Here is a 22,276-nt window from a genome sequence, read left to right as displayed (position 1 = left end):
ATTTGGAAAAAAGAATCACTGCTAAGTTTTTGACAATTTAGTGACAATACTTAAGCATGCTTATATTCTAATTTTCTCATTACGAAATAGACCAAAAAGTGTCCTGCACCAAATAAACACATTAATAATGGAATAACTTGTTCTGGTTGGAATAGTGATGTACATACAATGAAAACTGCAATAGAAAACATTCTACCGCTATTTAAATACACTTCACGTATTACGATATATTCCACTCTATATTCCCTGGCCTTATACGATTTTCCTATTATATCATATGTTAAAGATAAGTAAGGTACTAAAATGATTGGATATGCCAAAGAAATTATTGCACCGTAAATGATTAATAAAGGAAACGAAACTTTAAAAGCGATTACAAAAACAGCGCAGAATAATAGAAAACCACCAATAAATATAGCTTTCATTCTAAAATTTTCTTTTATAATCCTTGTAACAATATAATAGGTAATAAAGCTAATTAACGATGTAATTAATCCGTATTTCCCCAGAGCAAATTCACTTCCCGTAGATAAGTAAATATAAATTGAAATAACAAACATAAAAATCCCTTCACGAATCCCCTGAAAGAAATTAGCATAAGTTACTTTCCGCCAATTTTCATTTAATTTTCTTTCTTGAATGACGCGCTTAATATTGAATTCACTATCAAGTTCCCGTCTAACTAAGAAATAACTTAAGACTACTGCACATATAAATAAAATAACTGCAGCAAGAAACACAAAATGATAACCTTTATTTCCGATCATTGAAGAAATAATCGCTCCAGCTATAAATGGGCCAAGCATTCCCGTGAACGAATTAATTAGCCCTAAAAAACCATTAAAAAATTGTCTAGTTTCAGGTTCAGTAACTTCAAACGTTAATAAGTTAAACGCTAAATAGTAACAGCCATTACCTACCCCTAAAATCGCTCCAATCAAAATTGTTGCTAATAATGTCTTCGTTTCAAATAGTAAAACGACTATGTAGAATATCGCCAAAAAAGAAATACCCACTCTTAAAATGACAACTCGATCAATTGTTTTAGCTAATCTGCCTGCTATTACGAATGTAAGAGCTTGAAAAAATGCGATCGAAAATTGGTACGAAGCAATTGGTAAATAATTATTTGATTGCTTCCACAAATAAACATTTACAAATGTACTAGATAAAGCTGTCGCTAAAGTAAACAATCCACCGACACTCAGTAAAAGAACTAAATCTTTATTTAAATCTACGTCACCTAATAAAAATTTCCACTTACTCATATTAAACTCTCCTTTGTCTCATGAACTAGTTTTCCGAGTAAATGAAAATTTATCCTTTTTTGAAACATAAAAAAAAAACACTACTTAAATAAATTAAGTAGTGTTCATTTTTTATAAATTATTTAGCAGCTTGGTATAATTCTTCTACTTTTTCCCAGTTTACTACATTCCAGAATGCACCAACGTAATCAGGGCGTTTGTTTTGGTAGTTTAAGTAGTAAGCATGCTCCCATACATCTAAACCTAAGATAGGAGTTTTACCTTCCATTAAAGGTGAATCTTGGTTAGCTGTGCTAGTCACTTCTAACTCACCATTGTTTACTACTAACCAAGCCCAACCAGAACCGAAACGAGTTAATGCAGCTTGAGTGAAAGCAGCTTTTAACTCATCTAAGCTACCGAATTTAGCGTTAATTGCTTCAGCAACTTCACCAACTGGAGTGCCTGTGCCTTCTGGAGTTAATAAAGTCCAGAATAAGCTATGGTTAGCATGTCCACCACCATTGTTACGTACAGCTGTACGGATACCTTCTGGAAGTGCATCTAAGTTTGAAATTAATTCTTCAATTGAAGAAGTAGCTACTTCTTTACCTTCTAAAGCAGCGTTTAAGTTTGTTACATATGTATTGTGGTGACGAGTGTGGTGAATATTCATTGTTTCTTTATCAAAGTGTGGCTCTAATGCATCATAAGCATAAGGTAATTGTGGTAATTCAAATTTTGACATTTTTTATTTCCTCCCAAAGATAATAGTGAATTTCAATTTAAAGTTATCAAATATACCGAAAGATTTCAATAGTTATGCTTGAGAAAAGGGAAAGAAAGTAAAAAAGATTAATTTTTGGAAGAAAATTATTTAAGCGTTGGGGATCATAGAAGATATAAAAAACGAAAAAAGTCTTCAACATGAAAGTTGAAAACTTTTTCACTAATTAAGGAGTAAGAGGGATTCGAACCCCCGCGGGCTGTTACACCCCTGTCGGTTTTCAAGACCGATCCCTTCAGCCGGACTTGGGTATTACTCCATAATAAAATATTGGTAGCGGCGGAGGGAGTCGAACCCACGACCTCACGGGTATGAACCGTACGCTCTAGCCAGCTGAGCTACACCGCCAAACTATATAAATGGCTCCGCAGGTAGGGTTCGAACCTACGACCACTCGGTTAACAGCCGAGTGCTCTACCACTGAGCTACTGCGGAATAATTCGTGTTGTCCTTAAGACAATATTTAATTTATCATGTTTCAAACTAGACGTCAATACTTTTTATTATTTTTTTGATTATTAATTTATATTAATTATTTTTTAGTGAAAATAAATTGTTTTATCGAGATTTAAAGCCAAACTTAAGTACGATTCTTAAACCATTGTCTTGCTCTTCTTATTTACTCTTATCATTTTAATTAAAGTTTAATATTCAATGACCAAAAAAAGATTATAATATACAAAATAGCCCGAAAGTTACATAATAAATTTCGGGAAGTGAAATAACATTAAATAAGAAAGGATGAGTTTATGAATATATTTAAACAATTTTGGTTTAGTTTATACTCTCCAAAAACAATATCAAGATATAGACTCCAAAAAATCGGTAAAACAATCTTTTTTCTTTTCCTACTAGCAATTTTATATACTCTTCCGGGTTTCTTTTCATTTGAAAAAAATGTGAAGCTTCAGGTGAACAATGTTTCTGATTTGCTTAAAGACAATATTCAGTCAATTTCTTTAAACAAAGGAGCTATATCAATTAACGATAATACGCCGTTCGAACGAAATATCGGCGAATATAAATATGCTTTTTATCCAAATGAAACAGTTATACCTTCAAAATTAAAAAATGAACAATTTGCTGTTGTTGTTTTAAAAAATAGAGTAATTATTAAAAATGATAAAGGAGAGCAAGATTACCCTTACCCTTCATTAAAATCTACAAAAATAAACAAAGCAGACGTTTCAAAATTTATTAAAAATATTAAAGAAGCTCTTCCAGTATTTTTAATCGCATTATTTTCCCTATTTTATTTAGGCTCTTGTATCTTCATATTTATAGTTGCTACATTATTAGCGTTTTTAACAGCTTTATTTAAATCGACTAAGCACTTGCCTTTTAGACAACGCTTTGCAATGGTTTCGTATAGCTTAACACTACCTACTGTTATCTATTTATTGCTAGGGTTATTGAAAATAAATATTCCATTCCAAACTTTAATTTTTATTTTGATTACAGTTGGTATGTACACATTAACAATTAAAAATTTACCTTCTAAAAAATAATGTTTACTGAAGTGTGTTTCACACTTCTTTTTTTTTGCTAAAATATTTATTAGTCCAAGCTCCTAGTAGGAATATTCGTTGTGGACAAGCATATAGTCTACAAAAGGAGTGATTATTAATGAAAAAAATAGCTTTTTTACTAGGTTCTTTATTGCTTGCATATATAATATTTTTTGACCTACAAGTAGGGACAATCCCAACTAAACATATAGCTACAGTGGCAAAAGCAACAAAATCAGAAACAAAAGCAACCTCACTTCTAAAATATGAAAAAATTCAAGTTAAAAATGGTGACACTGTTTTAGGAATTATCGAAGACCTTAACCCTGATTTTAACCAGCCAATTAGCCAAATTACAAAAGATTTTAGTGCATTAAACAATGGACTTTCACCTGCTAAAATTCAAAGTGGAAAATCATATAAATTCCCAATTTACTCTTCACAAAAATAAAATTTGTGATATATTTCTTTAGAACCAGTTGATAAAAAGAGTAATCATGTAGAAAATATGATAATGTAGATTTATACAAAATAGAAATAAAGTTATTTTTGAAGGAGCGAGTTACTCGTGAACGAAATTACACATAGAAGTAAAACACGTGCAGTTAAAGTAGGTAATGTAGTTGTTGGTGGAGCGAATGAAATTTCGATCCAAAGTATGACAACGACAAAAACACACGATGTTGAAGCAACAGTTGCAGAAATTAAACGACTTGAAGAAGCTGGATGTCAGATTGTTCGAGTTGCAGTACCAGACGAAAGAGCTGCGAATGCAATTGCTGATATTAAAAAACAAATTAACATACCACTTGTTGCAGATATACACTTTGATTATAAATTAGCCTTAAAAGCAATTGAAGGCGGAGTAGATAAAATAAGAATTAATCCAGGTAATATCGGTCGTAAAGAAAAAGTTGAAGCAGTAGTGAATGCTGCTAAAGCTAAAGGAATTCCAATTCGTATCGGTGTTAATGCTGGTTCATTAGAAAAACGAATCTTAGAGAAATATGGTTACCCAACTGCTGATGGAATGGTTGAAAGTGCATTACATCATATTAAAATCCTTGAAGATTTAGATTTCCATGACATCATCGTTTCGATGAAAGCATCTGATGTAAACCTTGCAATTGAGGCATATGAAAAAGCTTCAAAAGCATTCAATTATCCTTTACATTTAGGTATTACTGAATCAGGCACTTTATTTGCTGGTACAGTTAAGAGTGCCGCTGGTTTAGGTGCAATCATTAGTAAAGGGATCGGAAATACAATGCGTATCTCATTAAGCGCAGATCCAGTTGAAGAAGTAAAAGTTGCAAGAGAATTACTTAAATCTTTCGGTTTATCTTCAAACGCTGCGACATTAATTTCTTGCCCAACATGTGGTCGAATCGAAATTGACTTAATTAGTATTGCGAATGATGTTGAAGAATACATTTCAACATTAAAAGTACCAATTAAAGTTGCCGTACTTGGATGTGCAGTAAACGGTCCTGGTGAAGCACGCGAAGCAGACATCGGTATTGCTGGAGCTCGTGGTGAAGGATTACTATTCCGTCACGGGGAAATCGTACGTAAAGTACCAGAAGCAACAATGGTTGAAGAACTAAAACGCGAAATCGATATCATTGCCAAAGAAAAACTAGCTGAACTAGAAGCAGCAAAAGGTTAATAATAACAAAAAGGTTAAGGACACTGCTCCTTAACCTTTTTATTTTTTCCTATCTTTTCAAATAGAATAATCTTGAGGACTAAATACCTTCAATTCATTAGGACGGACAAATACCCTTTCTCCAAGTTGAATATTTAGTTCGTAAAATAATTCATTCATCAGTTCAATTTCAACATAATCATTTGTATCTTCCCGTAGAACTTCCACATATACGATAGGTCCTACAGCATGAATATGAGTTACGATTGCACTGATCGACGTTTGATTTGTTTCAAATTTTTCGATTGTAATTTGATGAGGACGAACATAACCAGTAACCTCTTTATGTTCTTTATGTTCTTGTTCATCTAATTCGGGTAACGGGATTTCTAATCCTCCACTTATTAAGCTCCCCTTATTGATCCTTCCATGAAATAAATTTACTTTGCCAAGAAAATCATAAACAAACGGACTTGCTGGCGTATGGTAAACTTCTTCAGGTGTTCCGATTTGTTCAATCGTCCCTCCATTCATAATGACAACTCGATCTGCAACTTCAAGTGCTTCCTCTTGATCATGTGTTACAAATATACTCGTAATATGAATCTCATCATGAAGTTTACGTAACCACCTTCTTAAATCCTTTCGAACTTTTGCATCTAATGCCCCAAATGGTTCATCTAATAATAATACACTTGGTTCAACAGCTAATGCCCTTGCTAATGCAACACGTTGCCTTTGTCCACCAGATAATTGAGAAGGAAATCGATTAGCAAAGCTTTCTAATTTTACTAAAGATAGTAATTCCATCACTTTCTCATTAATTTTTCTTTTTAAAGGACGTGTAGCTCTTGGTCTAACCTTCAAACCAAAAGCAATATTTTCAAAAACAGTCATGTGCTGAAATAAAGCATAATGCTGGAATACAAATCCTACATTTCTTTCTTTTACCTGCACATTTGCTACATCCTGATCTTCAAAAAATATTTCACCCAAATCTGGATTTTCTAAACCGGCAATTATTCGCAACAATGTTGTTTTACCCGACCCGGATGGACCTAATAAAGCAACTAATTCCCCTTTTTTTATATTTAAATCAATTCCTTTTAAGGCAGTTTCATTTTCATAACTTTTTATTACATTTAAAACTTTAATTGACATACGATCCTCTCCTATTGTTTCTCTTCCTTTAGAACTTTCCATTCAATTATATTTTTAATAAGTAATGTCAGAATCGCAAAAATGGACATGAGTGACGCAACTGTATATGCTTGTGGAAATTGGTACTCATTATATAAATTTTCAATATGAAGTGGCATTGTAATTGTTTCTCCGCGAATATGCCCAGATACAACTGATACAGCACCAAATTCTCCAACCGCTCTTGCATTGCATAATATAACGCCATACAAAAGTCCCCATTTAATTTTTGGAAGTGTCACCTTCCAAAAAATATGCCATCCGTTCGCACCCAAAGTTAGTGCGGCTTCTTCTTCAGCACTCCCTGTTGCCTGCATAACCGCAATTAATTCTTTCGCTACAAAAGGCAACGTGACAAAAATTGTTGCTAGAACAATTCCTGGGGTTGAAAAGATGATTTTCAAATTATGTTCCTTTAACCAACCACCAAAAATCCCATTATTCGGACTAAATAATAGAACAAATAAAAATCCTGCTACAACTGGCGACACTGCAAAAGGAAGTTCAATTAAAGTTACTAATATATTTTTTCCTTTAAAATTATATTTCGTTGTAGCCCAAGCAATCGAAACGCCAAAAATCGCATTAAGTGGTAACGTAATAATCGTTACCAAAAACGTCAATTTAATTGCTGCTAACGTCTCATCATTTACAATCGCTTCTTTATAAACTCCAAAACCATCTTGTAAAGCCTTTATAAAAATGGAAACTAATGGAAGAAATAAAAAAAGCGCTAAAAAAAGTATGACAATACTAATTAAAATGATTGGAATCGCATTGCCGTTCAATTTTGCTTTTTTCACAGTACTAGCATTCACTTCTATTTTTCTCTCTATCTTAAATTCTCTTTCCATGCTTAACCCTTACCCCCTTGAACAAAAGCACGATTTGCGTATCTTTGAAAAATACTAATGATCAATAAGAGTAAGAAAGAAGTTACTAATAACACAATTGCAAGTGCAGTTGCACCCGAGTAATCATATTGCTCTAATTTTGTCATAATTAACAAGGGTGTAATTTCAGTCTTCATTGGCATATTTCCCGAAATAAATACGACAGACCCATACTCACCTAATGATCTTGCGAATGCTAAAGAAAATCCAGTCAATAATGCTGGTAAAATCCCTGGAAAAATTACCTTCCAAAAAATTTGAAAACGGTTTGCCCCTAGACTTGCTGCTGCTTCCTCAACATCTTTTTGAAAATTTTCAAGAACAGGTTGAACCATTCTAACTACAAATGGTAACCCGATAAATGTAAGAGCTATAATAATCCCAAGTGGTGTATAAGCAATTTTGAAAGAGAAAAATTTTCCAACCCAACCATCAGGAGAATACAATGTTGTTAAAGTAATACCAGCAACTGCAGTCGGTAATGCAAAAGGTAAATCAATGAATGCATCTACAATTCGTTTTCCAGGAAAACGATAACGTACAAGCACCCAGGCTACTAATAAACCAAAAACAGCGTTAATAATCGCCGCAATAAAGGCAGTTCCAAAACTTACTTTATAAGACATTAGTACTCTATGTTCACTAATAATTTTAAAAAATTTTGACCAACCTATATCGAAAGAATGTAAGAACAACATCGATACCGGAAGAAAAATAAAAAAACTTATATATAATATTGAAAATCCAAAGGTTAATCCAAATCCAGGTAGGATTCTTTTCCGCTTCTTAAACAAATTCTGTCAATCCTCCTTAAAATAAAAATCAAATAAAGAAGATTTGGTTTAAGCGCTAGTAAAACGCTCAATAAAGTCCAATGTCCTCCTCATTTTCCAATTACGTGATTATTGATAAATTTGGTCGAATACGCCACCATCATCAAAATGCTTCGATTGAGCTTTACTCCATCCTCCGAAATCTTTATCAATTGTTAACAATGGCAGGCTAGGATATTGTTCACTATATTTAGCGAGTATCTCTTTATCTCTCGGACGATAATAATTTTCGGCAATGATTTTTTGACCTTCTTTACTATAAAGATAAGATAAGTAGGCCTTTGCCACTTCTTCAGTTTTCTTTTCCTTCACATTTTTATCAACAACCGCGACAGGTGGTTCAGCTAGAATACTAATCGAAGGATATACAATTTTATATTTCCCCTCACCTAATTCCTTCACAGAAAGTAATGCTTCATTTTCCCATGCAATTAATACATCTCCAATTCCTTTTTCAACAAATGTAGTTGTTGAACCGCGTGCGCCAGTATCTAATACTGGAACGTTTTTATATAATTTCTTCATAAACGCTTTTACTTTTTTCTCATCGCCATTATATTTTTTGTCTGCGTAGCCCCAAGCAGCTAAATAATTCCACCTTGCACCACCCGAAGTTTTTGGATTTGGAGTAATTACTTGAACTCCTTTTTTCGTTAAATCATCCCAATCCTTAATATTTTTCGGATTTCCTTTCCTTACTAAAAAAACAATTGTTGATGTATAAGGAGTTGAATTGTATTTAAATTCTTTTTGCCAATTAGGGGATATTAGTTGTGCCTTTTCATTGATCGAGTCAATATCATATCCAAGAGCTAGTGTAACTACATCAGCATCTAAACCGTCAATTACTGCCCTAGCTTGCTTTCCAGAACCACCATGAGACTGTTTAATTGTTACAGTTTGGTTATGTTCTTTTTCCCAATATTTACTAAAAGCCTTATTATAATTTTCATATAATTCACGAGTTGGATCATAAGAAACATTTAACAATTCCACGTTTTTATTTGCTGCTTCAGTATTAGTAGCCTCAGATTTATCATCCTTCAAGGTCGCATACAATACTCCCGAAACTGCTAATACAACAACTACCGAGCTAATAATCCATTTTTTTGCCCCCACAATGTCTGCCCCTCTCAATTTCAATTTTCCGTTTTTTATTTGTACCCATCTCTACCTTCAACACATTAAAATCTCCCCTTTAAGGCACAAATGTAAAGAAAACTCTTCGATTGCCTAGCCTTTTAGGCGAAGGCAGAGACGTAGTTGCACTTATACTTTATTCCTATAATTGGCAGCTACACCGAGTACTCTTCATCGCTGCCAATTTATCCTTTTTAAAGTGCAAAAAGACCCTTAACTAATGAAAATAGTTAAGGGCCTTTGGTCTTCCAATCAGCCATATTGATTTTTTATATAAGCTTAATAATAAACACACTATTCCTATGTGTCAACTATGATTTTAGAAAATTTTAAATTATTTCTCTTGTTTTTCACTTTTTATACAATCCTCATTGTATACTCATTATATTTACTATTTACATTAAATTTTATGGAGGATTTCATGCTAATCGAGTCATATTTTAAACACATCCGTTTAAATAAAACCCAAACAATTTCATATTCCTCATTAAAACAAATTCATAAGCACCATTTACTTTCAATACCATTTGAAAATATCGATATTATTTCTCAAATACCGCTCTCAATGAATCCTTCTGAAATTATGAAAAAAATAGCTACAGGTAAGCGTGGTGGGATTTGTTTTGAAACGAATTCATTACTTTTTTCAGTCCTACACGAATTAGGTTTCAATGTATCTTTTATTTCAACTAAATTTTGGAATGAAGATAAACAGTGTTGGAATCCCGAATTCTCACATTTATCTATATTAGTAAAAATTGACGATCAAAACTATCTCGCAGACGTAGGAATTGGTAGCGGTTTTTTAGAACCACTCTTGCTTCGTGACTATTATGAATACTCAGATCCAAATGGATCCTATCGAATGATCGAACAAGACAATTCGAATTTCATACTTCAAAAATTCAATGGAACTTGGAAGGACTTACTATTCATTTCAATTATTCCAAAACAGCTCCAACAATTCGAAGAACAATTTAAGTACTTCCAAACTAGTAATGAAACCATTTTCACCCAATATAAAATCGTCAACTTATTAACGAAAGAAGGAAGAATTTCATTATCAGATCACCAATTAAAAGTAACCAAAAATCATAGAATCTGTATAACTGAGATAAAAAATCAAGATGAGTGGCAATCAATTTTTAATAATTTATTTAATCAAAAAGTAGAAATAAAAGGTTAAACGAATTGGCCATGCCCTGAACATTCCCCCTTTTCGCTCCTCAAACTTCTAATAAAATAGTTAATTTTAGCACAAATTAACTATAATCGAAGTGAAGGGAGCAATTAAGTTGAAAAATCGCGAAAAGGAAAACAGCATTATAAGAGAAAGAAGAGAAGACGAAATAAATAATATAAATCAGAGCAAAAAAAATAACCAACCACTTCCACAGCCAAAGGATATTGAAGAAATAGAATACTAAAGAAAAATAAAACCTTCTAATTTAGAAGGTTTTATTTTTCTTATTTTATTTTACTAATCATATGAATCACTTCTTCTACTATATATGGCACTTCTTCAAAAGCATTTCTCATATGTAACCTCTCAGTTAACTTATGGGCATCTTTTCCGAACGGTCCAATATTTAACACCGGTGCATTTAATTTTTCCATTAAACTAAAAGGTAAAGTATAACTGTCTCCCCATACTGGTGTGTTCAACTCGAATGCTGTCCATCCGCCAGACGAATCACTGTAATTAACATAACTTAAGTCACTTATTCCATTAAAATAGTGAATCCGTTTTACAGGTAAATTAAACTGATTACTAGCAAGCTCAGAAGAAAATTGAATACATTTCTCCACTAACTCATCTCCAGTAGAATTTATTGCTGGATAGTAAGGTGGTGCAAATAAAATGATAATAGCAGGTGCAAGTTCCTGACATTCAATCATTAAATTGTCTGCAATTCTAAATGACTTCTCACGATCATCCCATTCACTGTGCGAATGAATTTCTTTTTTAAGGTTTAACACATAATCCTCGCCGAGCTTCCTAGTTGCATATTGCTGTAAGTCTGCATATTGGATAACTTTTACTTTTCCAACTGGATTTACGTTATTTTTTTTGCAAATATTTTCATATTCAAAACTACATTCTTCAGCAGCTTCGTGTGCTACTTTTTCGAATAAAGTAAAAACTTCAGAAGCATTTCTTTTCATTAAAAACACATTGTATAGCGCACATGAACGAAAAGGTGTTTGAGTCGAATACTCCAACCTCAAGTCCTTCTGCTGTAATGTAACAGGTAACGGCGTCTTCTCACCAAAATCAATCTCTTGAAACTCCTCATTCCACTCCATTTTTTTAGTTAAAAAAGATGCAATGTATGGAGATGTTATGCCACTTAATGGTTCTCCAGCATGAGTTTCTTTACCATAAAATAATGCTGCTGGCATTATTTTGCCAATTGTACCAGAGTAAATATAATATTTTGGATCTCCTGGTTCTTGTGAAAATACGGGCTCACCATTTAAAAATAATTTAAAATTCAAATCATATTCTTCCTGAAGATTTACAAGAGTTGAGACCGCGTCACGCATTCCAGCCGAATTTACCTCTTCATCAGGAACAGTTAATAATAAAAGATTAATTGGCCATTCCTCAATACTCGCTTTCTCAATAAGACTCATATGCATCGCAAGTCCCATTTTCATATCCATCGAACCGCGACCAAATAAATATTCACCAGAATTCAAATCACTTTGGACTTCTTTTGATAATTCATTTAGCCGTTCATGAAATGCATTTGTTAAATCCTCTGTTTTTGTAGACAAATGTTCAAGCTCACCATATTCTTCTGTATTTACCGTATCAAAATGACTTATAAGACAAATCGTATCTTTTACATCTGGCCTTTTATACAATGCAGTTAAAAATTTCCGACCTTTATCTGAATCATGTAACTTCAGTTGATGTGGTAAGTCTTTAAAATATTGTAAAGCTGATAGCTTGTTTAATAAATTAACAGGAAATTGCCGTTCCCCATCTGTTAGCGTTATACTTTTCCAGCTTACTAGTTCTGTTAGTAATGTTTTCAAGTTTTCTGGTGAATTCCATAACATCTCATTCATAACTGTCCCCCATAATCATTCTGTAATTTAAGTTTCAATATCTCTAATTGGAAATGGGTAATGCGATCAATATCTCACCTATTCTATAAATGTAACTTAATACCTTTTTTAAATAGTAAAAACGGTAAAATAAAAAACCATCTATTTCTAGATGGTAAAATTAATAGCAGTATATATTCAAAGTAGTTCTTACAAACTTGATTGTCAGACTGATTACAAGCGCTTGGCACAGTCTTACGCTTAATATTGAGCACCATTTATATTCCATACAATAAAAGTACACACAAAAATTAGTCCAAATAAGAACATTACTATAAATCCCGATAATTTTGCTAACCCTTTTTCTTCTTTTATAATTGCTACTACACCAGTAATTAAGCTCGCAAAAAGACAAATATAATAAATATAAAATGATATAACCTTTATTGTATTTAAAGTTTCGATAGTAAATGCAAAAATCGCACTAATTAAACTACCTAAAACAAAGAAGTATGCTAACTTACCGATTTTTTGACTAAACTTTATTACTCCATTTGTAATAACTCCAAAACAACTAATTAGCGAAAGCCAAAAAATCCCTTCTAAGATTCTTCTGCTAACAATTGGCAATGAGTTCGCAAAATGTCCTATAAATGAAATAAATATAACAAACAATAATATGAAGACATTTCTTCTATATTTTTTGAGCTCCTGCAAACCACTCAGCCTCCTAGGCTATAAGTTTATTAAACATCTTGCCCTAATGCATACTATTCAACAATAGAGGCAATTCCCCTCTATTTAACGGATAGATTAACAAATAAAAAAAGAACAAAAGTTCCCGTTTTATGTCGGAAAAAATTTAAATTAATCTACATTGCAAACATATGTTCTTTATTTTATAATTTAGATATGGATAGAATAGAATATGGTAATGGATAGACAAGCATATTAGAATATTTAAGTTTCTTTCAAATTAATAAAATTAATTTTTAAACAAGGAGTGAAGTGGAAAATGTCATTAGAATTAATCCCTTATTTAATCATGGATGGAAATGCTCAAGAAGCAATCAATTTTTATGAAAAAGCACTTGATGCAAAGGTATTATTTAGTCAAACTTATGGAGAAATTGGAGACGATTCAGAAGGAAAGATACCGTCTGATGCTAAGAATTTAATCATGCACGCAACGATCCAAATTGGAGAATCAGTACTAATGCTTTCAGATACTTATCCTGGTTACCCGTTCCAAAGTGGAAACCAAGTAACAATTTGTATTTCTACAAATGAAATTGAAATATCAAAACGATTTTTTGAAGGCCTTTCAGAAGGTGGCGAAGTAGAATTACCATTACAAGATACTGGATTTAGCCCATGTTATGGTAAAGTAGTAGACAAATTTGGCGTACTTTTCCAAGTATTTACACACCCTGCCGGGCAGCAATAATATCTTTTATTAATTCCACACCTATTCGCGAATACATCGCTTGTTTAATTTTACATAGTTCTAAACTTCCATGTTAAAAGAAATTATTAGTTAGAAATTCATACATAATTTAGCAGCAAAAAAAAACGACTCGGTCAAATATGCCTGAGTCGTTTTAACAAATTATATTCTTCTTTGGATATATCTTACAACATTCGTAACTAATTTTCTTGGCATGAATCGAACAGAATTTGCTAGTATTTTATTCGTCATACCAGGAATCACAATTGTCTTTCCATCTCTAAATCCCCTATATGCTACTTTAGCAACATCTTTTACATTCCCTACTCCACTTTGGAATAAATTTGATTCATGCATATTGGCACGTTTTCCAAAATTCGTTTCTGTTGCACCAGGGCAAACAGCTGTTACTTTAACATTTGTTCCTTTCATTTCATTCGAAAGTGCTTCCGTAAAAGAAAGAACATAAGACTTTGTAGCATAATAAACAGCCATAAATGGTCCAGGTTGAAATGCTGCTGTAGATGCGATATTCATCACTCCACCTTTATTTCGATCAATCATCCCTTTTAAAAACAGTTTTGTTAGATGTGTAACCGTACGTATATTTAAATCAATCATGTTTAACTCATCGTCTAAATTTGTAGTTGCAAACTCTCCAAATAATCCAAACCCAGCATTATTCACTAAATAATCAACTTGAATAGTTTCGGCATTTAATTCCTTTTGTAAAGAAACTATTTCCTCTTCCTTAGATAAATCTTTTGAATGTAGATGAATCTTTACTTTCGACATTGATTCAATTTCACTTTTTACTTCCATCAAATTATCAATCGATCTTGCTACTAAAACTAAATCGAATCCATCCCTTGCAAATAAAATAGCTAATTCTTTCCCAATTCCTCCGGATGCCCCTGTAATCAATACGGTCTCATTTGACTTCATCGTTTTTTCTCCCTACTCTTCACACTTATATTTTTTATCATTTAATTCAAATTAAGATTATACGTTTAAACGTTTAAACGTATAGGATGAAACTTACTATACCTTATAAAAGAAAAAAAGACAATCATATATTGTCTTGAGAAACTTGGAATATTAGACTATTAATCTTTTTTTAAGTTTTCGTTTATCTTATCAAGCTTTGCTTCAACCCTCTGTATTTGCAGCCTATACTTTCTAATAAAACGAAAAATAAATACAACCAAAATAATAATAGCTACTGGTATTAAAAATACAATCAACTGAAAGATTAAATCTCCTATAGCCATACGATTTTCTCCTTCCTTATTTTAAGTGCATCAAAATAATTTCTCACTTTTAGTTAAAGTATAAACGAAATTGGAAAATTATGTAATATATATTTATACCTAAAATAAATAGAGAGTACAACCGTACTCTCTAAAGTGGATAGAATTCAACTACATTCTGGACAAAGACCGTATATTTCAAATTTATGGCTTTGTACTGTATAACCAGGTAAATCAACAGATAAATTGTCCATAGGGCATCTATAAATACTTTTTGTATTACCACAATCTAAACAAATAAAATGATGATGATGCTCTGAAGAAGAACACTTCGATCGAAAACGTTTTTCACCATCTAGTTCTGTAACTTCCACTACATCAACCTCAATAAATGTGGATAAATTACGATAGATCGTATCGAAGCTAAGTCCTTTGTATTTATCTTTTAATGCTTGCTGAATATCTCTTGCAGTTACATATTTATTTTGCCTAAAAATATATTCAAGCATATCATATCGTTTAGGCGTATTTTTGAAGCCTCTTTCTTTTAATAATTTTGATGCATCTGCTAATTTCATTTAATCACTACCTTTGACTTGTTCTTAATTTCTTCAAACTTAAAGTAAAAATAAGAATAAGGATTTGCAGGATCACAATCGTACCACCAGGCGCGAGATTTAAATTATAAGAAAGCAAAATACCTGCAACAACTGAAAACTCTCCGAAAATAATTGAAAAAATAATTGTTTGCTTAAAACCTTTTGAAATTCGTATGCTCGCTGCTACTGGTAAAGTCATTAGAGAGGATACTAATAAAACCCCTACAACTCTCATAGAAATGGATACTACTAAAGCAACTAATAAGATAAACAAATAATGAATCCATTTTGCATTAATACCTGAAGCAACTGCATATTCTTCATCAAATGATAATAGGAACAATTCTTTATAAAGTACTATGATAGATATTACTACAAAAACAGCTATAATTATGACAGTAATTAAATCTTCTTGTGACACAGCACTAACACTACCGAATAAATAACTAAATAGATCTGTATTAAATCCATTAGCTAATGAAATTAAAATGACACCTAATCCCATTCCTCCTGAAAGAATGATTGGAATTGCTAACTCTTGATAATGTTTATAAACACTTCTTAATTTTTCAATTAAAAATGCTCCTGCAACTGAAAATGTCATCCCCATAAATAAAGGGCTAATAAAGCCAGATGTAAAGAAAAACTTTTCAAGCAAAAGACTTGCTGCAACTCCTGATAAAGTTACGTGACTCAATGCATCAGAAATAAGTGATAATCTTCTAAATACAACAAATACACCTAATAATGGAGCCATAACCCCAATAATCATACCAGTGATTAATGTATTTCTCAAAAAATCATAATGAAAGAAATCCATCATATTCGATCTCCTCCATTCTCGTGATTGTGAGATAGTACATGCACAGAATGGCCATATAAAAGAGACAAATCCTTCTCAGTTGCATCTTTAAACTTATCTCGACTACCATGGAAGTGTAGCCTTTTATTTAAACATGCAACATGTGATACTTTATCAGTAATAATGCCTATGTCATGGGAAACTAATAATAAAGTAATACCAAGCTTAGTATTTAAATCGCTAAGTAATTGATAAAAGCTTTCTACATTTTCAGCATCTACCCCAACGGTTGGTTCATCGAGTATTAAAAGTTCGGGATTACTTACAAGTGCTCGCGCTATAAAGACACGCTGTTGTTGACCACCTGAAAGTTCGCCGATATTACGATTTGCAAATTCATACATTCCAACTGATTTTAATGCTTCAGCGACTTTTTGTTTATCCGAATTTTTAAAACCGTTAAACAATCCAATTTTAGAAACAAGACCTAATGATACTACTTCAAAAACCGATGCTGGAAAGCCAGAGTTAAAGCTATTCGCTTTTTGAGATACATAGCCGATCTTATCCCAGCTTTTCATTTTTCGAATATCAGTATCGAATATCTCTATTTTTCCTTCATCTGGTTGTTGGATACCTAATATACATTTTAGTAAAGTTGATTTGCCACTACCGTTTGGACCAACTAGACCTAAAAAGTCTCCTTTTTTTACTAGAAGATTAATGTCTGTTAATACCTTTTGACGTTCATAGCTATAAGACAAATCTTCAATTTTTATGATATTTTGACTCATTTATTAAAACACCTTCATCTATTTAGGAATAATTACGTTTTACTTCAAGTTCTTAGTATAAGAGAATACTTCTTATTTGTAAACAAAGAAAACTCGGCAAAATATTTATTCGTTTTTTAATTAATTTCATCTTTATTAAAACTTTAAATCCCTTAATTTTCCGATAAAATCTTTAATGTATTTTTAATAAATAAGACTAATCACTTTGTGACAAAAAATACAATATGTTACAATTAACATATAAATATAGATAAAGAGGTGGTTTTTTGAACGCAATTACACATCGTAAGCTTTCAAACTTTAAGATTATTAGACGGGGGTTTTTTATTACATTAGGGGCTGCTTTGATGGCAGCTTGCTTAAAAGCATTCTTTATTCCAACTGATATCATTGATGGTGGAATCGTAGGTATCTCTTTGATCCTCTCCCATATTACTTCGATTAATCTCGGTATTTTTCTATTCTTGTTAAACTTACCTTTTGTAATAGTAGGTTATAAGCAAATCGGTAAAACATTCGCTATTTCAACTTTATTTGGTATCACTGTACTTTCAGTATTTACCACTCTTTTTAAGGACATTCCTCATTTAACTAATGACCCTTTACTAGCTGCATTATTTGGTGGATTAGGTTTAGGAATTGGCGTAGGCTTAGTAATTCGTAATGGTGGCTCACTTGATGGGACTGAAATTATAGGAATACTTTTAACAAAATCATCACCTTTTTCAATTGGTGAGGTTGTTATGGCATTTAATGTATTTATTCTTGGAAGTGCAGGATTTGTATTTGGATGGGATAATGCTATGTATTCATTAATTGCCTATTATGTAGCATTTAAAACAATTGATTTAACAATTGAAGGGTTCCAGGATACTAAATCTGTTTGGATCATTAGTGATAATGATAAAGAAATCGGTGATGCATTAAATGCCCGATTAGGTCGAGGAGTTACATATTTTCATGGCGAAGGTGGCTTTATGGGTGAAGATAAAAAAATCATCTTTACAGTCATTTCAAGACTTGAAGAAGCAAAATTAAAATCGATTGTTGAAGACTATGATGAAAATGCCTTTGTAGCAATCGGAAATATAGCTGATGTTAAAGGTGGAAAGTTTAAGAAGAAAGCAATCCACTAATAGTAAACAATTAAGCTTGAATTCTATCATGAATTCAAGCTTTTCTATTTTAATAGTTTAATTGAGTTGTTTATTTAATTCGCTTTACAATGCCTTTGTTTTCCAGTAATAAGGTTTACTGAGAATAAGTTAGAAAGTTAAATGCGATTCTTTTAACAACGTTTAATGAACTCCACGATTATTATGTAGTTTTTGTCTTCTAGTTTCTTCTGAATCTCCTTATGAAATTGCAGAAATGTCACAGTTTTCTAACGCTCTCTCTCCCACTATTTTTATATTTTTTGAAAAATCAATTGAGATTAGTGTCCTATGCACATTATTTATAACAACCTTTCATAAAATTTATTGATGAAATATTTCACCTAAGAGGAGGTTCAGAATGAATATTATCCAAACTCTCATAAATAAAAAGGTAAATAGTATAACACCAAAGGATTTATTAAAATTAAGCCAACAATATCAAGTGTATATCACGCCTGATCAAGCCAATAAAGTGGCTGCAATATTAAACGGGAAAAATTATAATATTTATGACGCTGAACATAAAAAACAAATTCTTTCCCAAATTGCAAATGTTACCTCTAAAGCCACTGCACAACAAGTTGATATTATTTTTCAAAAACTAACTTAAGCTTGGTTAAAATGTTCATTAAAAAGCTTTAATTTATAACTCTACTCATTTCACAAATCATATAATGCTCATACAAAGAATCACCTAACTATTCTAAAACGAAATGAGAGGGATTAATATGGATTTGCATGAGCTACATTATGAAATAATTTATTTAGACAAAGAAACAGATGACGAAGTGAAATTCAAACACATGTTTCATATGGATGATTTAAGCCATAACTTAGCTCTTAATATCGCTAGTAGTTTAATCGAACGTGACAAGGCACATGTGGTCTATATTAAATTAATGCACTTAGACGAACATGATCACGAATTAGTTAGTAATGTTGTCACTGTGAAAAGAATTAAAGACGGAAAAATAATTGCATCATATTTGGATAGTAAGTTAAAGAAGGTTGTAGAAATAGAATTAAGCTAGATCGAACGGGCTATCTCATAAGTCGGATTAACTGACTTATAGGTGCCCTTTTTTTATTACTAGTGTTAGTTGGGGTATATCCTATATTGCTTTTTATTTCTAACTGATAATTTAAAAATAATTGACAGTTTTTAATTTACTTTAGTAAGAATAAGAGCATATTTGATCGTTTTTCATTTGAAGGTATCTATTTTTATCTGATTTTTAAGTCTTAATACCTCAAGGGGTATGGGTCATTTTGGATATTATTGGCGATTCTTAGGAATTTAATTGCAGTTTTGATAAATTTATTTGCGATTCTCTAATTTTAATTGCAGTTTTACTGATTTTAATTGCGATTTCCAGATTTTATTTGCAGTCCAATAATAAAACCAGCCCCAATATTTAAAATGAGCTGGTTTTCTTTGAATTAAGCTTTCAATAATTCTTGAATTAAGTTTTCATTGAATTCTTGATTGCGTAACATTTCAATTTCTAATTTATACGGTGGTACCTTGTTATTTTTATCTTCACCAACATATGGAGTTTCTAAAATTTTAGGGATGTCCATTAGTTGTGGATGATGAACAATATAGTTTAATGCTTTAAATCCAATCGACCCAAATCCAATGTTCTCATGTCGGTCTTTTCGACTTCCCATTGGATTTTTACTATCGTTAATATGAAGTACTTTTATTTTATCGATCCCAATTAAGTGATCGAATTGCTGTAAGACACCATCAAAGTCATTAACGATATCATAACCAGCGTCATTAATATGGCATGTATCAAAACAAACTGATAATTTATCGTTGTAGTGTACACCTTCCATAATTCTCGCTATTTCTTCGAATGATTTACCACATTCTGAACCTTTTCCAGCCATTGTTTCAAGCGCAATTTGTACTGGAGTTTCAGCTGTTAATACCTCATTTAAACCTTGAATAATTCTGTCGATACCAGCATCTTCACCAGCACCTACGTGAGCACCTGGATGTAATACGATTTGTTTTGCGCCTAATGCTGCTGTACGGTCTATTTCTTTTTGTAAAAATTCAACACCTAATTCATAGGTAGCTGGATTTGTAGTATTTCCAATATTGATAATATATGGTGCATGGACTACTATATCAGCAATTCCATTTTCAGCCATATGTTTTAAACCTGCTTCAATATTTAAATCTTCAATTGCTTTACGACGTGTATTTTGAGGCGCACCTGTATACACCATAAATGTATTAGCACCATAGCTTGCAGCTTCTTCACTAGCGGCTAAAAACATCTTCTTACCGCTCATTGAAACATGAGATCCTATTCGTAACATTCTTTCAGCTCCTACCTTAATTAATCATACTTACCATTTTAACATGAAAATCAATCATGGTTAAATTGTTCGCCTGCTTATAAAAGAAAAAGAAAGGAATATTCTTCCTTTCTTTTTCAAACTATCTACTCGTTTTTCTTTTTACATTATTTTTAAATGATTCTCTTTGTGCATTCAATTTACGTTTATAGCCAGGTTTAACTTTAGATGGCTTTTTAATTGCTTTATTAGCAACTGCATCTAAATTACGATCTGTTTTTTTACGAAGCTTACGTTTTGCGCGTGGACCTAAATCAACCCACTCACCTTTTTTAAGTTCACGATGTTCAAATGTAATACCACGGTCTTGAAGCTTGTCTAATGCTTGATCATCTTCTTGGTCATAGATAGTAATCGCAGTTCCAGAGAAGTTTGCACGCCCTGTACGTCCTACACGGTGTACATAAAAGTCTAAATCTGCTGGTAGTTCGATATTTATTACATGACTTACACCTTCAATATCGATTCCTCGAGAAGCTAAGTCAGTGGCAACAATATATTGGAACTCTAAATCTTGAATTTGCTTCATCATTTTTTTACGTTCACGAGGAGTTAAATCTCCGTGAATTTGACCAACTTTTAAGCCATATGATGATAATTGAGAAGCAACTTCTTCAGCCTTTTTCTTCGTATTTGTAAAGACAATTGCTAAATATGGCTGAAAACTTAATAAAATATCTTTAGCCATTTTAACTTTGTCTTTATGTCTGCTTGGAACAATAATATGTTCAATTTTCTGAGCTGAAAGTTGTTGCGGATTAATATGAATATGTTCAGGATTGTCCATATACTTTTTCAAAAACGGTTTAAGCTTCTCAGGAATTGTCGCCGAAAAAACAAGCATTTGTAGTTTCTTTGGCATTTTTGATGCAACTTGGTCCACATCATGGATAAATCCCATATCTAACATTAAATCCGCTTCATCCACTACTAAATACCTTGTAGTATGAACTAATAATACATTATCATTTACTAAATCTTTAATACGTCCAGTAGTCCCAATTACAATATGTGGCTGTTTTTTAAGTTTTTCAACAGTACGTTTGTAGTCGGTTCCTCCAACGAAGTTTTTTGCAGTTAATTGCTCATCTTCTGGACAACATTCAATAATTGCTTGAACATCATTATAAATTTGAGTCGCTAATTCACGAGTTGGAGCAGTTATTACTAATTGCACTTGATCTAAAGATGGATCTAATGTATTAATTGTCGGAATTAGGTATGCATGAGTCTTTCCTGACCCTGTTTGCGATTGACCGATTACACTACGTCCAGTTTTAACTTGAGGAATGATCTTTTGTTGAATTTCTGTTGGTTCTGAAAAGTGTTTCTTCTCTATCGCTTCCAAAATAAATGGTTTTAATTGAAAATTTTTAAATGAAATTGCCATATAACTCACCTTCTTAATTTAAACTTTCTATGTAATGAGGAATCTATCTCCTCATACAAAATAGCTACAATTATCTATTATACAATAGATTTGCCCAATAAAGCTAATTCTAATTTTTCTTTCTTCTTTAGTAGCATTTTAATTTTTATTC

24 protein-coding genes and 3 tRNA genes are annotated in these 22,276 nt (G+C 32.1%); 9 read left to right on the top strand and 18 right to left on the bottom strand.

Going from position 1 to position 22,276, the window contains the following annotated elements; genetic code table 11:
• Nucleotides 1-50: 50 nt before the first annotated feature.
• The 5 genes from CN946_RS09325 to CN946_RS09305 form a co-directional block, all read right to left on the bottom strand.
• Entirely contained in the window at nt 51-1,268 is a 1,218-nt protein-coding gene (locus tag CN946_RS09325; RefSeq protein WP_098860869.1) for an MFS transporter, read from the bottom strand.
• A 118-nt stretch (nt 1,269-1,386) separates the two neighbouring features.
• Nucleotides 1,387-1,995 (bottom strand): superoxide dismutase, encoded by a 609-nt coding sequence (locus CN946_RS09320; RefSeq protein ID WP_098860868.1) that lies wholly within the window; start codon nt 1,993-1,995, stop codon nt 1,387-1,389.
• A 208-nt stretch (nt 1,996-2,203) separates the two neighbouring features.
• Nucleotides 2,204-2,293 (bottom strand) — tRNA-Ser (locus CN946_RS09315).
• Nucleotides 2,294-2,305: 12 nt separating this feature from the next.
• A tRNA-Met gene (locus CN946_RS09310) sits at nt 2,306-2,382 on the bottom strand.
• A gap of 12 nt (nt 2,383-2,394) precedes the next feature.
• Nucleotides 2,395-2,469, bottom strand: a tRNA-Asn gene (locus tag CN946_RS09305).
• A 314-nt stretch (nt 2,470-2,783) separates the two neighbouring features.
• Here CN946_RS09305 and CN946_RS09300 point away from each other — a divergent pair.
• From CN946_RS09300 to ispG, 3 genes are all read left to right on the top strand, one after another.
• Complete coding sequence (locus CN946_RS09300; protein WP_098860867.1) at nt 2,784-3,542, top strand: DUF1189 domain-containing protein; 759 nt, start codon at nt 2,784-2,786, stop codon at nt 3,540-3,542.
• A gap of 118 nt (nt 3,543-3,660) precedes the next feature.
• On the top strand, nt 3,661-3,993 hold the full coding sequence (locus CN946_RS09295; RefSeq protein WP_098860866.1) for a hypothetical protein: 333 nt from the start codon (nt 3,661-3,663) through the stop codon (nt 3,991-3,993).
• Between the two features lie 117 nt (nt 3,994-4,110).
• Nucleotides 4,111-5,211: a flavodoxin-dependent (E)-4-hydroxy-3-methylbut-2-enyl-diphosphate synthase gene (ispG, locus tag CN946_RS09290; protein ID WP_098233313.1), complete on the top strand. Its 1,101-nt coding sequence runs from the start codon at nt 4,111-4,113 to the stop codon at nt 5,209-5,211.
• Nucleotides 5,212-5,268: 57 nt separating this feature from the next.
• On the opposite strand, the gene CN946_RS09285 is transcribed toward ispG, so the two are convergent.
• The 4 genes from CN946_RS09285 to CN946_RS09270 all read right to left on the bottom strand — a co-directional run bounded on the left by CN946_RS09285 (nt 5,269) and on the right by CN946_RS09270 (nt 9,238).
• On the bottom strand, nt 5,269-6,351 hold the full coding sequence (locus CN946_RS09285) for a sulfate/molybdate ABC transporter ATP-binding protein (protein ID WP_098860865.1): 1,083 nt from the start codon (nt 6,349-6,351) through the stop codon (nt 5,269-5,271).
• Between the two features lie 11 nt (nt 6,352-6,362).
• On the bottom strand, nt 6,363-7,244 hold the full coding sequence (gene cysW / locus CN946_RS09280) for a sulfate ABC transporter permease subunit CysW (RefSeq protein WP_098860864.1): 882 nt from the start codon (nt 7,242-7,244) through the stop codon (nt 6,363-6,365).
• Between the two features lie 2 nt (nt 7,245-7,246).
• Entirely contained in the window at nt 7,247-8,077 is an 831-nt protein-coding gene (cysT, locus tag CN946_RS09275; RefSeq protein WP_098860863.1) for a sulfate ABC transporter permease subunit CysT, read from the bottom strand.
• A 108-nt stretch (nt 8,078-8,185) separates the two neighbouring features.
• Nucleotides 8,186-9,238, bottom strand: a complete 1,053-nt coding sequence (locus CN946_RS09270; RefSeq protein WP_098860888.1) for a sulfate ABC transporter substrate-binding protein — start codon at nt 9,236-9,238, stop codon at nt 8,186-8,188.
• A 439-nt stretch (nt 9,239-9,677) separates the two neighbouring features.
• On the opposite strand from CN946_RS09270, the gene CN946_RS09265 reads away from it, so the two are divergent.
• The gene (locus tag CN946_RS09265) at nt 9,678-10,442 is read left to right on the top strand and encodes an arylamine N-acetyltransferase family protein (protein ID WP_176547275.1); all 765 of its coding nucleotides are present in this window, start codon (nt 9,678-9,680) and stop codon (nt 10,440-10,442) included.
• 109 nt (nt 10,443-10,551) lie between these two features.
• Nucleotides 10,552-10,683, top strand: coding sequence for a hypothetical protein (locus CN946_RS23805; RefSeq protein ID WP_286133883.1), 132 nt, complete (start codon nt 10,552-10,554; stop codon nt 10,681-10,683).
• 40 nt (nt 10,684-10,723) lie between these two features.
• Here CN946_RS23805 and CN946_RS09260 read toward each other — a convergent pair whose 3' ends face one another.
• Nucleotides 10,724-12,334: a M20/M25/M40 family metallo-hydrolase gene (locus CN946_RS09260; protein WP_098860861.1), complete on the bottom strand. Its 1,611-nt coding sequence runs from the start codon at nt 12,332-12,334 to the stop codon at nt 10,724-10,726.
• 240 nt (nt 12,335-12,574) lie between these two features.
• Nucleotides 12,575-13,030 carry a hypothetical protein gene (locus CN946_RS09255; protein WP_098860860.1) on the bottom strand — a complete coding sequence of 152 codons (456 nt, stop codon included), beginning with the start codon at nt 13,028-13,030 and terminating at the stop codon, nt 12,575-12,577.
• 298 nt (nt 13,031-13,328) lie between these two features.
• Here CN946_RS09255 and CN946_RS09250 point away from each other — a divergent pair, with 298 nt between their 5' ends.
• Nucleotides 13,329-13,760, top strand: coding sequence for a VOC family protein (locus CN946_RS09250; protein WP_098860859.1), 432 nt, complete (start codon nt 13,329-13,331; stop codon nt 13,758-13,760).
• Between the two features lie 162 nt (nt 13,761-13,922).
• Here the strand turns inward: CN946_RS09250 and CN946_RS09245 are convergent, their stop codons facing one another.
• From CN946_RS09245 to CN946_RS09225, 5 genes are all read right to left on the bottom strand, one after another.
• The gene (locus CN946_RS09245; RefSeq protein ID WP_098860858.1) at nt 13,923-14,705 is read right to left on the bottom strand and encodes an SDR family NAD(P)-dependent oxidoreductase; all 783 of its coding nucleotides are present in this window, start codon (nt 14,703-14,705) and stop codon (nt 13,923-13,925) included.
• 161 nt (nt 14,706-14,866) lie between these two features.
• Entirely contained in the window at nt 14,867-15,031 is a 165-nt protein-coding gene (locus CN946_RS09240; RefSeq protein ID WP_098860857.1) for a DUF4083 family protein, read from the bottom strand.
• A gap of 146 nt (nt 15,032-15,177) precedes the next feature.
• Nucleotides 15,178-15,588: a Fur family transcriptional regulator gene (locus CN946_RS09235; RefSeq protein WP_069034156.1), complete on the bottom strand. Its 411-nt coding sequence runs from the start codon at nt 15,586-15,588 to the stop codon at nt 15,178-15,180.
• A gap of 7 nt (nt 15,589-15,595) precedes the next feature.
• Nucleotides 15,596-16,432, bottom strand: coding sequence for a metal ABC transporter permease (locus tag CN946_RS09230; protein WP_098428863.1), 837 nt, complete (start codon nt 16,430-16,432; stop codon nt 15,596-15,598).
• The gene (locus tag CN946_RS09225) at nt 16,429-17,205 is read right to left on the bottom strand and encodes a metal ABC transporter ATP-binding protein (protein WP_098860856.1); all 777 of its coding nucleotides are present in this window, start codon (nt 17,203-17,205) and stop codon (nt 16,429-16,431) included. The genes CN946_RS09230 and CN946_RS09225 overlap by 4 nt, the downstream gene beginning before the upstream one ends.
• A gap of 266 nt (nt 17,206-17,471) precedes the next feature.
• On the opposite strand from CN946_RS09225, the gene CN946_RS09220 reads away from it, so the two are divergent.
• The 3 genes from CN946_RS09220 (at nt 17,472) to CN946_RS09210 (ending at nt 19,393) form a co-directional block, all read left to right on the top strand.
• Nucleotides 17,472-18,341 carry a YitT family protein gene (locus CN946_RS09220; protein WP_098860855.1) on the top strand — a complete coding sequence of 290 codons (870 nt, stop codon included), beginning with the start codon at nt 17,472-17,474 and terminating at the stop codon, nt 18,339-18,341.
• 379 nt (nt 18,342-18,720) lie between these two features.
• Nucleotides 18,721-18,972, top strand: a complete 252-nt coding sequence (locus CN946_RS09215) for a DUF2624 family protein (protein ID WP_097974270.1) — start codon at nt 18,721-18,723, stop codon at nt 18,970-18,972.
• Nucleotides 18,973-19,090: 118 nt separating this feature from the next.
• On the top strand, nt 19,091-19,393 hold the full coding sequence (locus CN946_RS09210) for a hypothetical protein (protein WP_098860854.1): 303 nt from the start codon (nt 19,091-19,093) through the stop codon (nt 19,391-19,393).
• Nucleotides 19,394-19,802: 409 nt separating this feature from the next.
• On the opposite strand, the gene CN946_RS09205 is transcribed toward CN946_RS09210, so the two are convergent.
• On the bottom strand, nt 19,803-20,696 hold the full coding sequence (locus CN946_RS09205; RefSeq protein WP_097974268.1) for a deoxyribonuclease IV: 894 nt from the start codon (nt 20,694-20,696) through the stop codon (nt 19,803-19,805).
• Nucleotides 20,697-20,817: 121 nt separating this feature from the next.
• On the bottom strand, nt 20,818-22,125 hold the full coding sequence (locus CN946_RS09200) for a DEAD/DEAH box helicase (RefSeq protein WP_098860853.1): 1,308 nt from the start codon (nt 22,123-22,125) through the stop codon (nt 20,818-20,820).
• Nucleotides 22,126-22,276: the final 151 nt, after the last annotated feature.

It is taken from the genome of Bacillus sp. AFS053548 (assembly GCF_002575105.1).
In the GTDB taxonomy this organism is placed as follows: Bacteria; Bacillota; Bacilli; order Bacillales; family Bacillaceae_G; genus Gottfriedia.
The sequence above is the reverse complement of the archived record's forward strand: the minus strand, read 5'-3'. Positions and strand labels throughout refer to the sequence as shown.

Bases quoted from the DNA above. Each gene is read 5' to 3' on its own strand.
- CN946_RS09325 (WP_098860869.1), bottom strand. From the start codon at position 1,268: ATGAGTAAGTGGAAATTTTTATTAGGTGACGTAGATTTAAATAAAGAT.
- CN946_RS09320 (WP_098860868.1), bottom strand. From the start codon at position 1,995: ATGTCAAAATTTGAATTACCACAATTACCTTATGCTTATGATGCATTA.
- CN946_RS09300 (WP_098860867.1), top strand. From the start codon at position 2,784: ATGAATATATTTAAACAATTTTGGTTTAGTTTATACTCTCCAAAAACA.
- CN946_RS09295 (WP_098860866.1), top strand. From the start codon at position 3,661: ATGAAAAAAATAGCTTTTTTACTAGGTTCTTTATTGCTTGCATATATA.
- CN946_RS09285 (WP_098860865.1), bottom strand. From the start codon at position 6,351: ATGTCAATTAAAGTTTTAAATGTAATAAAAAGTTATGAAAATGAAACT.
- cysW (WP_098860864.1), bottom strand. From the start codon at position 7,244: ATGGAAAGAGAATTTAAGATAGAGAGAAAAATAGAAGTGAATGCTAGT.
- CN946_RS09265 (WP_176547275.1), top strand. From the start codon at position 9,678: ATGCTAATCGAGTCATATTTTAAACACATCCGTTTAAATAAAACCCAA.
- CN946_RS09260 (WP_098860861.1), bottom strand. From the start codon at position 12,334: ATGAATGAGATGTTATGGAATTCACCAGAAAACTTGAAAACATTACTA.
- CN946_RS09250 (WP_098860859.1), top strand. From the start codon at position 13,329: ATGTCATTAGAATTAATCCCTTATTTAATCATGGATGGAAATGCTCAA.
- CN946_RS09245 (WP_098860858.1), bottom strand. From the start codon at position 14,705: ATGAAGTCAAATGAGACCGTATTGATTACAGGGGCATCCGGAGGAATT.
- CN946_RS09240 (WP_098860857.1), bottom strand. From the start codon at position 15,031: ATGGCTATAGGAGATTTAATCTTTCAGTTGATTGTATTTTTAATACCA.
- CN946_RS09235 (WP_069034156.1), bottom strand. From the start codon at position 15,588: ATGAAATTAGCAGATGCATCAAAATTATTAAAAGAAAGAGGCTTCAAA.
- CN946_RS09230 (WP_098428863.1), bottom strand. From the start codon at position 16,432: ATGATGGATTTCTTTCATTATGATTTTTTGAGAAATACATTAATCACT.
- CN946_RS09225 (WP_098860856.1), bottom strand. From the start codon at position 17,205: ATGAGTCAAAATATCATAAAAATTGAAGATTTGTCTTATAGCTATGAA.
- CN946_RS09215 (WP_097974270.1), top strand. From the start codon at position 18,721: ATGAATATTATCCAAACTCTCATAAATAAAAAGGTAAATAGTATAACA.
- CN946_RS09210 (WP_098860854.1), top strand. From the start codon at position 19,091: ATGGATTTGCATGAGCTACATTATGAAATAATTTATTTAGACAAAGAA.
- CN946_RS09205 (WP_097974268.1), bottom strand. From the start codon at position 20,696: ATGTTACGAATAGGATCTCATGTTTCAATGAGCGGTAAGAAGATGTTT.
- CN946_RS09200 (WP_098860853.1), bottom strand. From the start codon at position 22,125: ATGGCAATTTCATTTAAAAATTTTCAATTAAAACCATTTATTTTGGAA.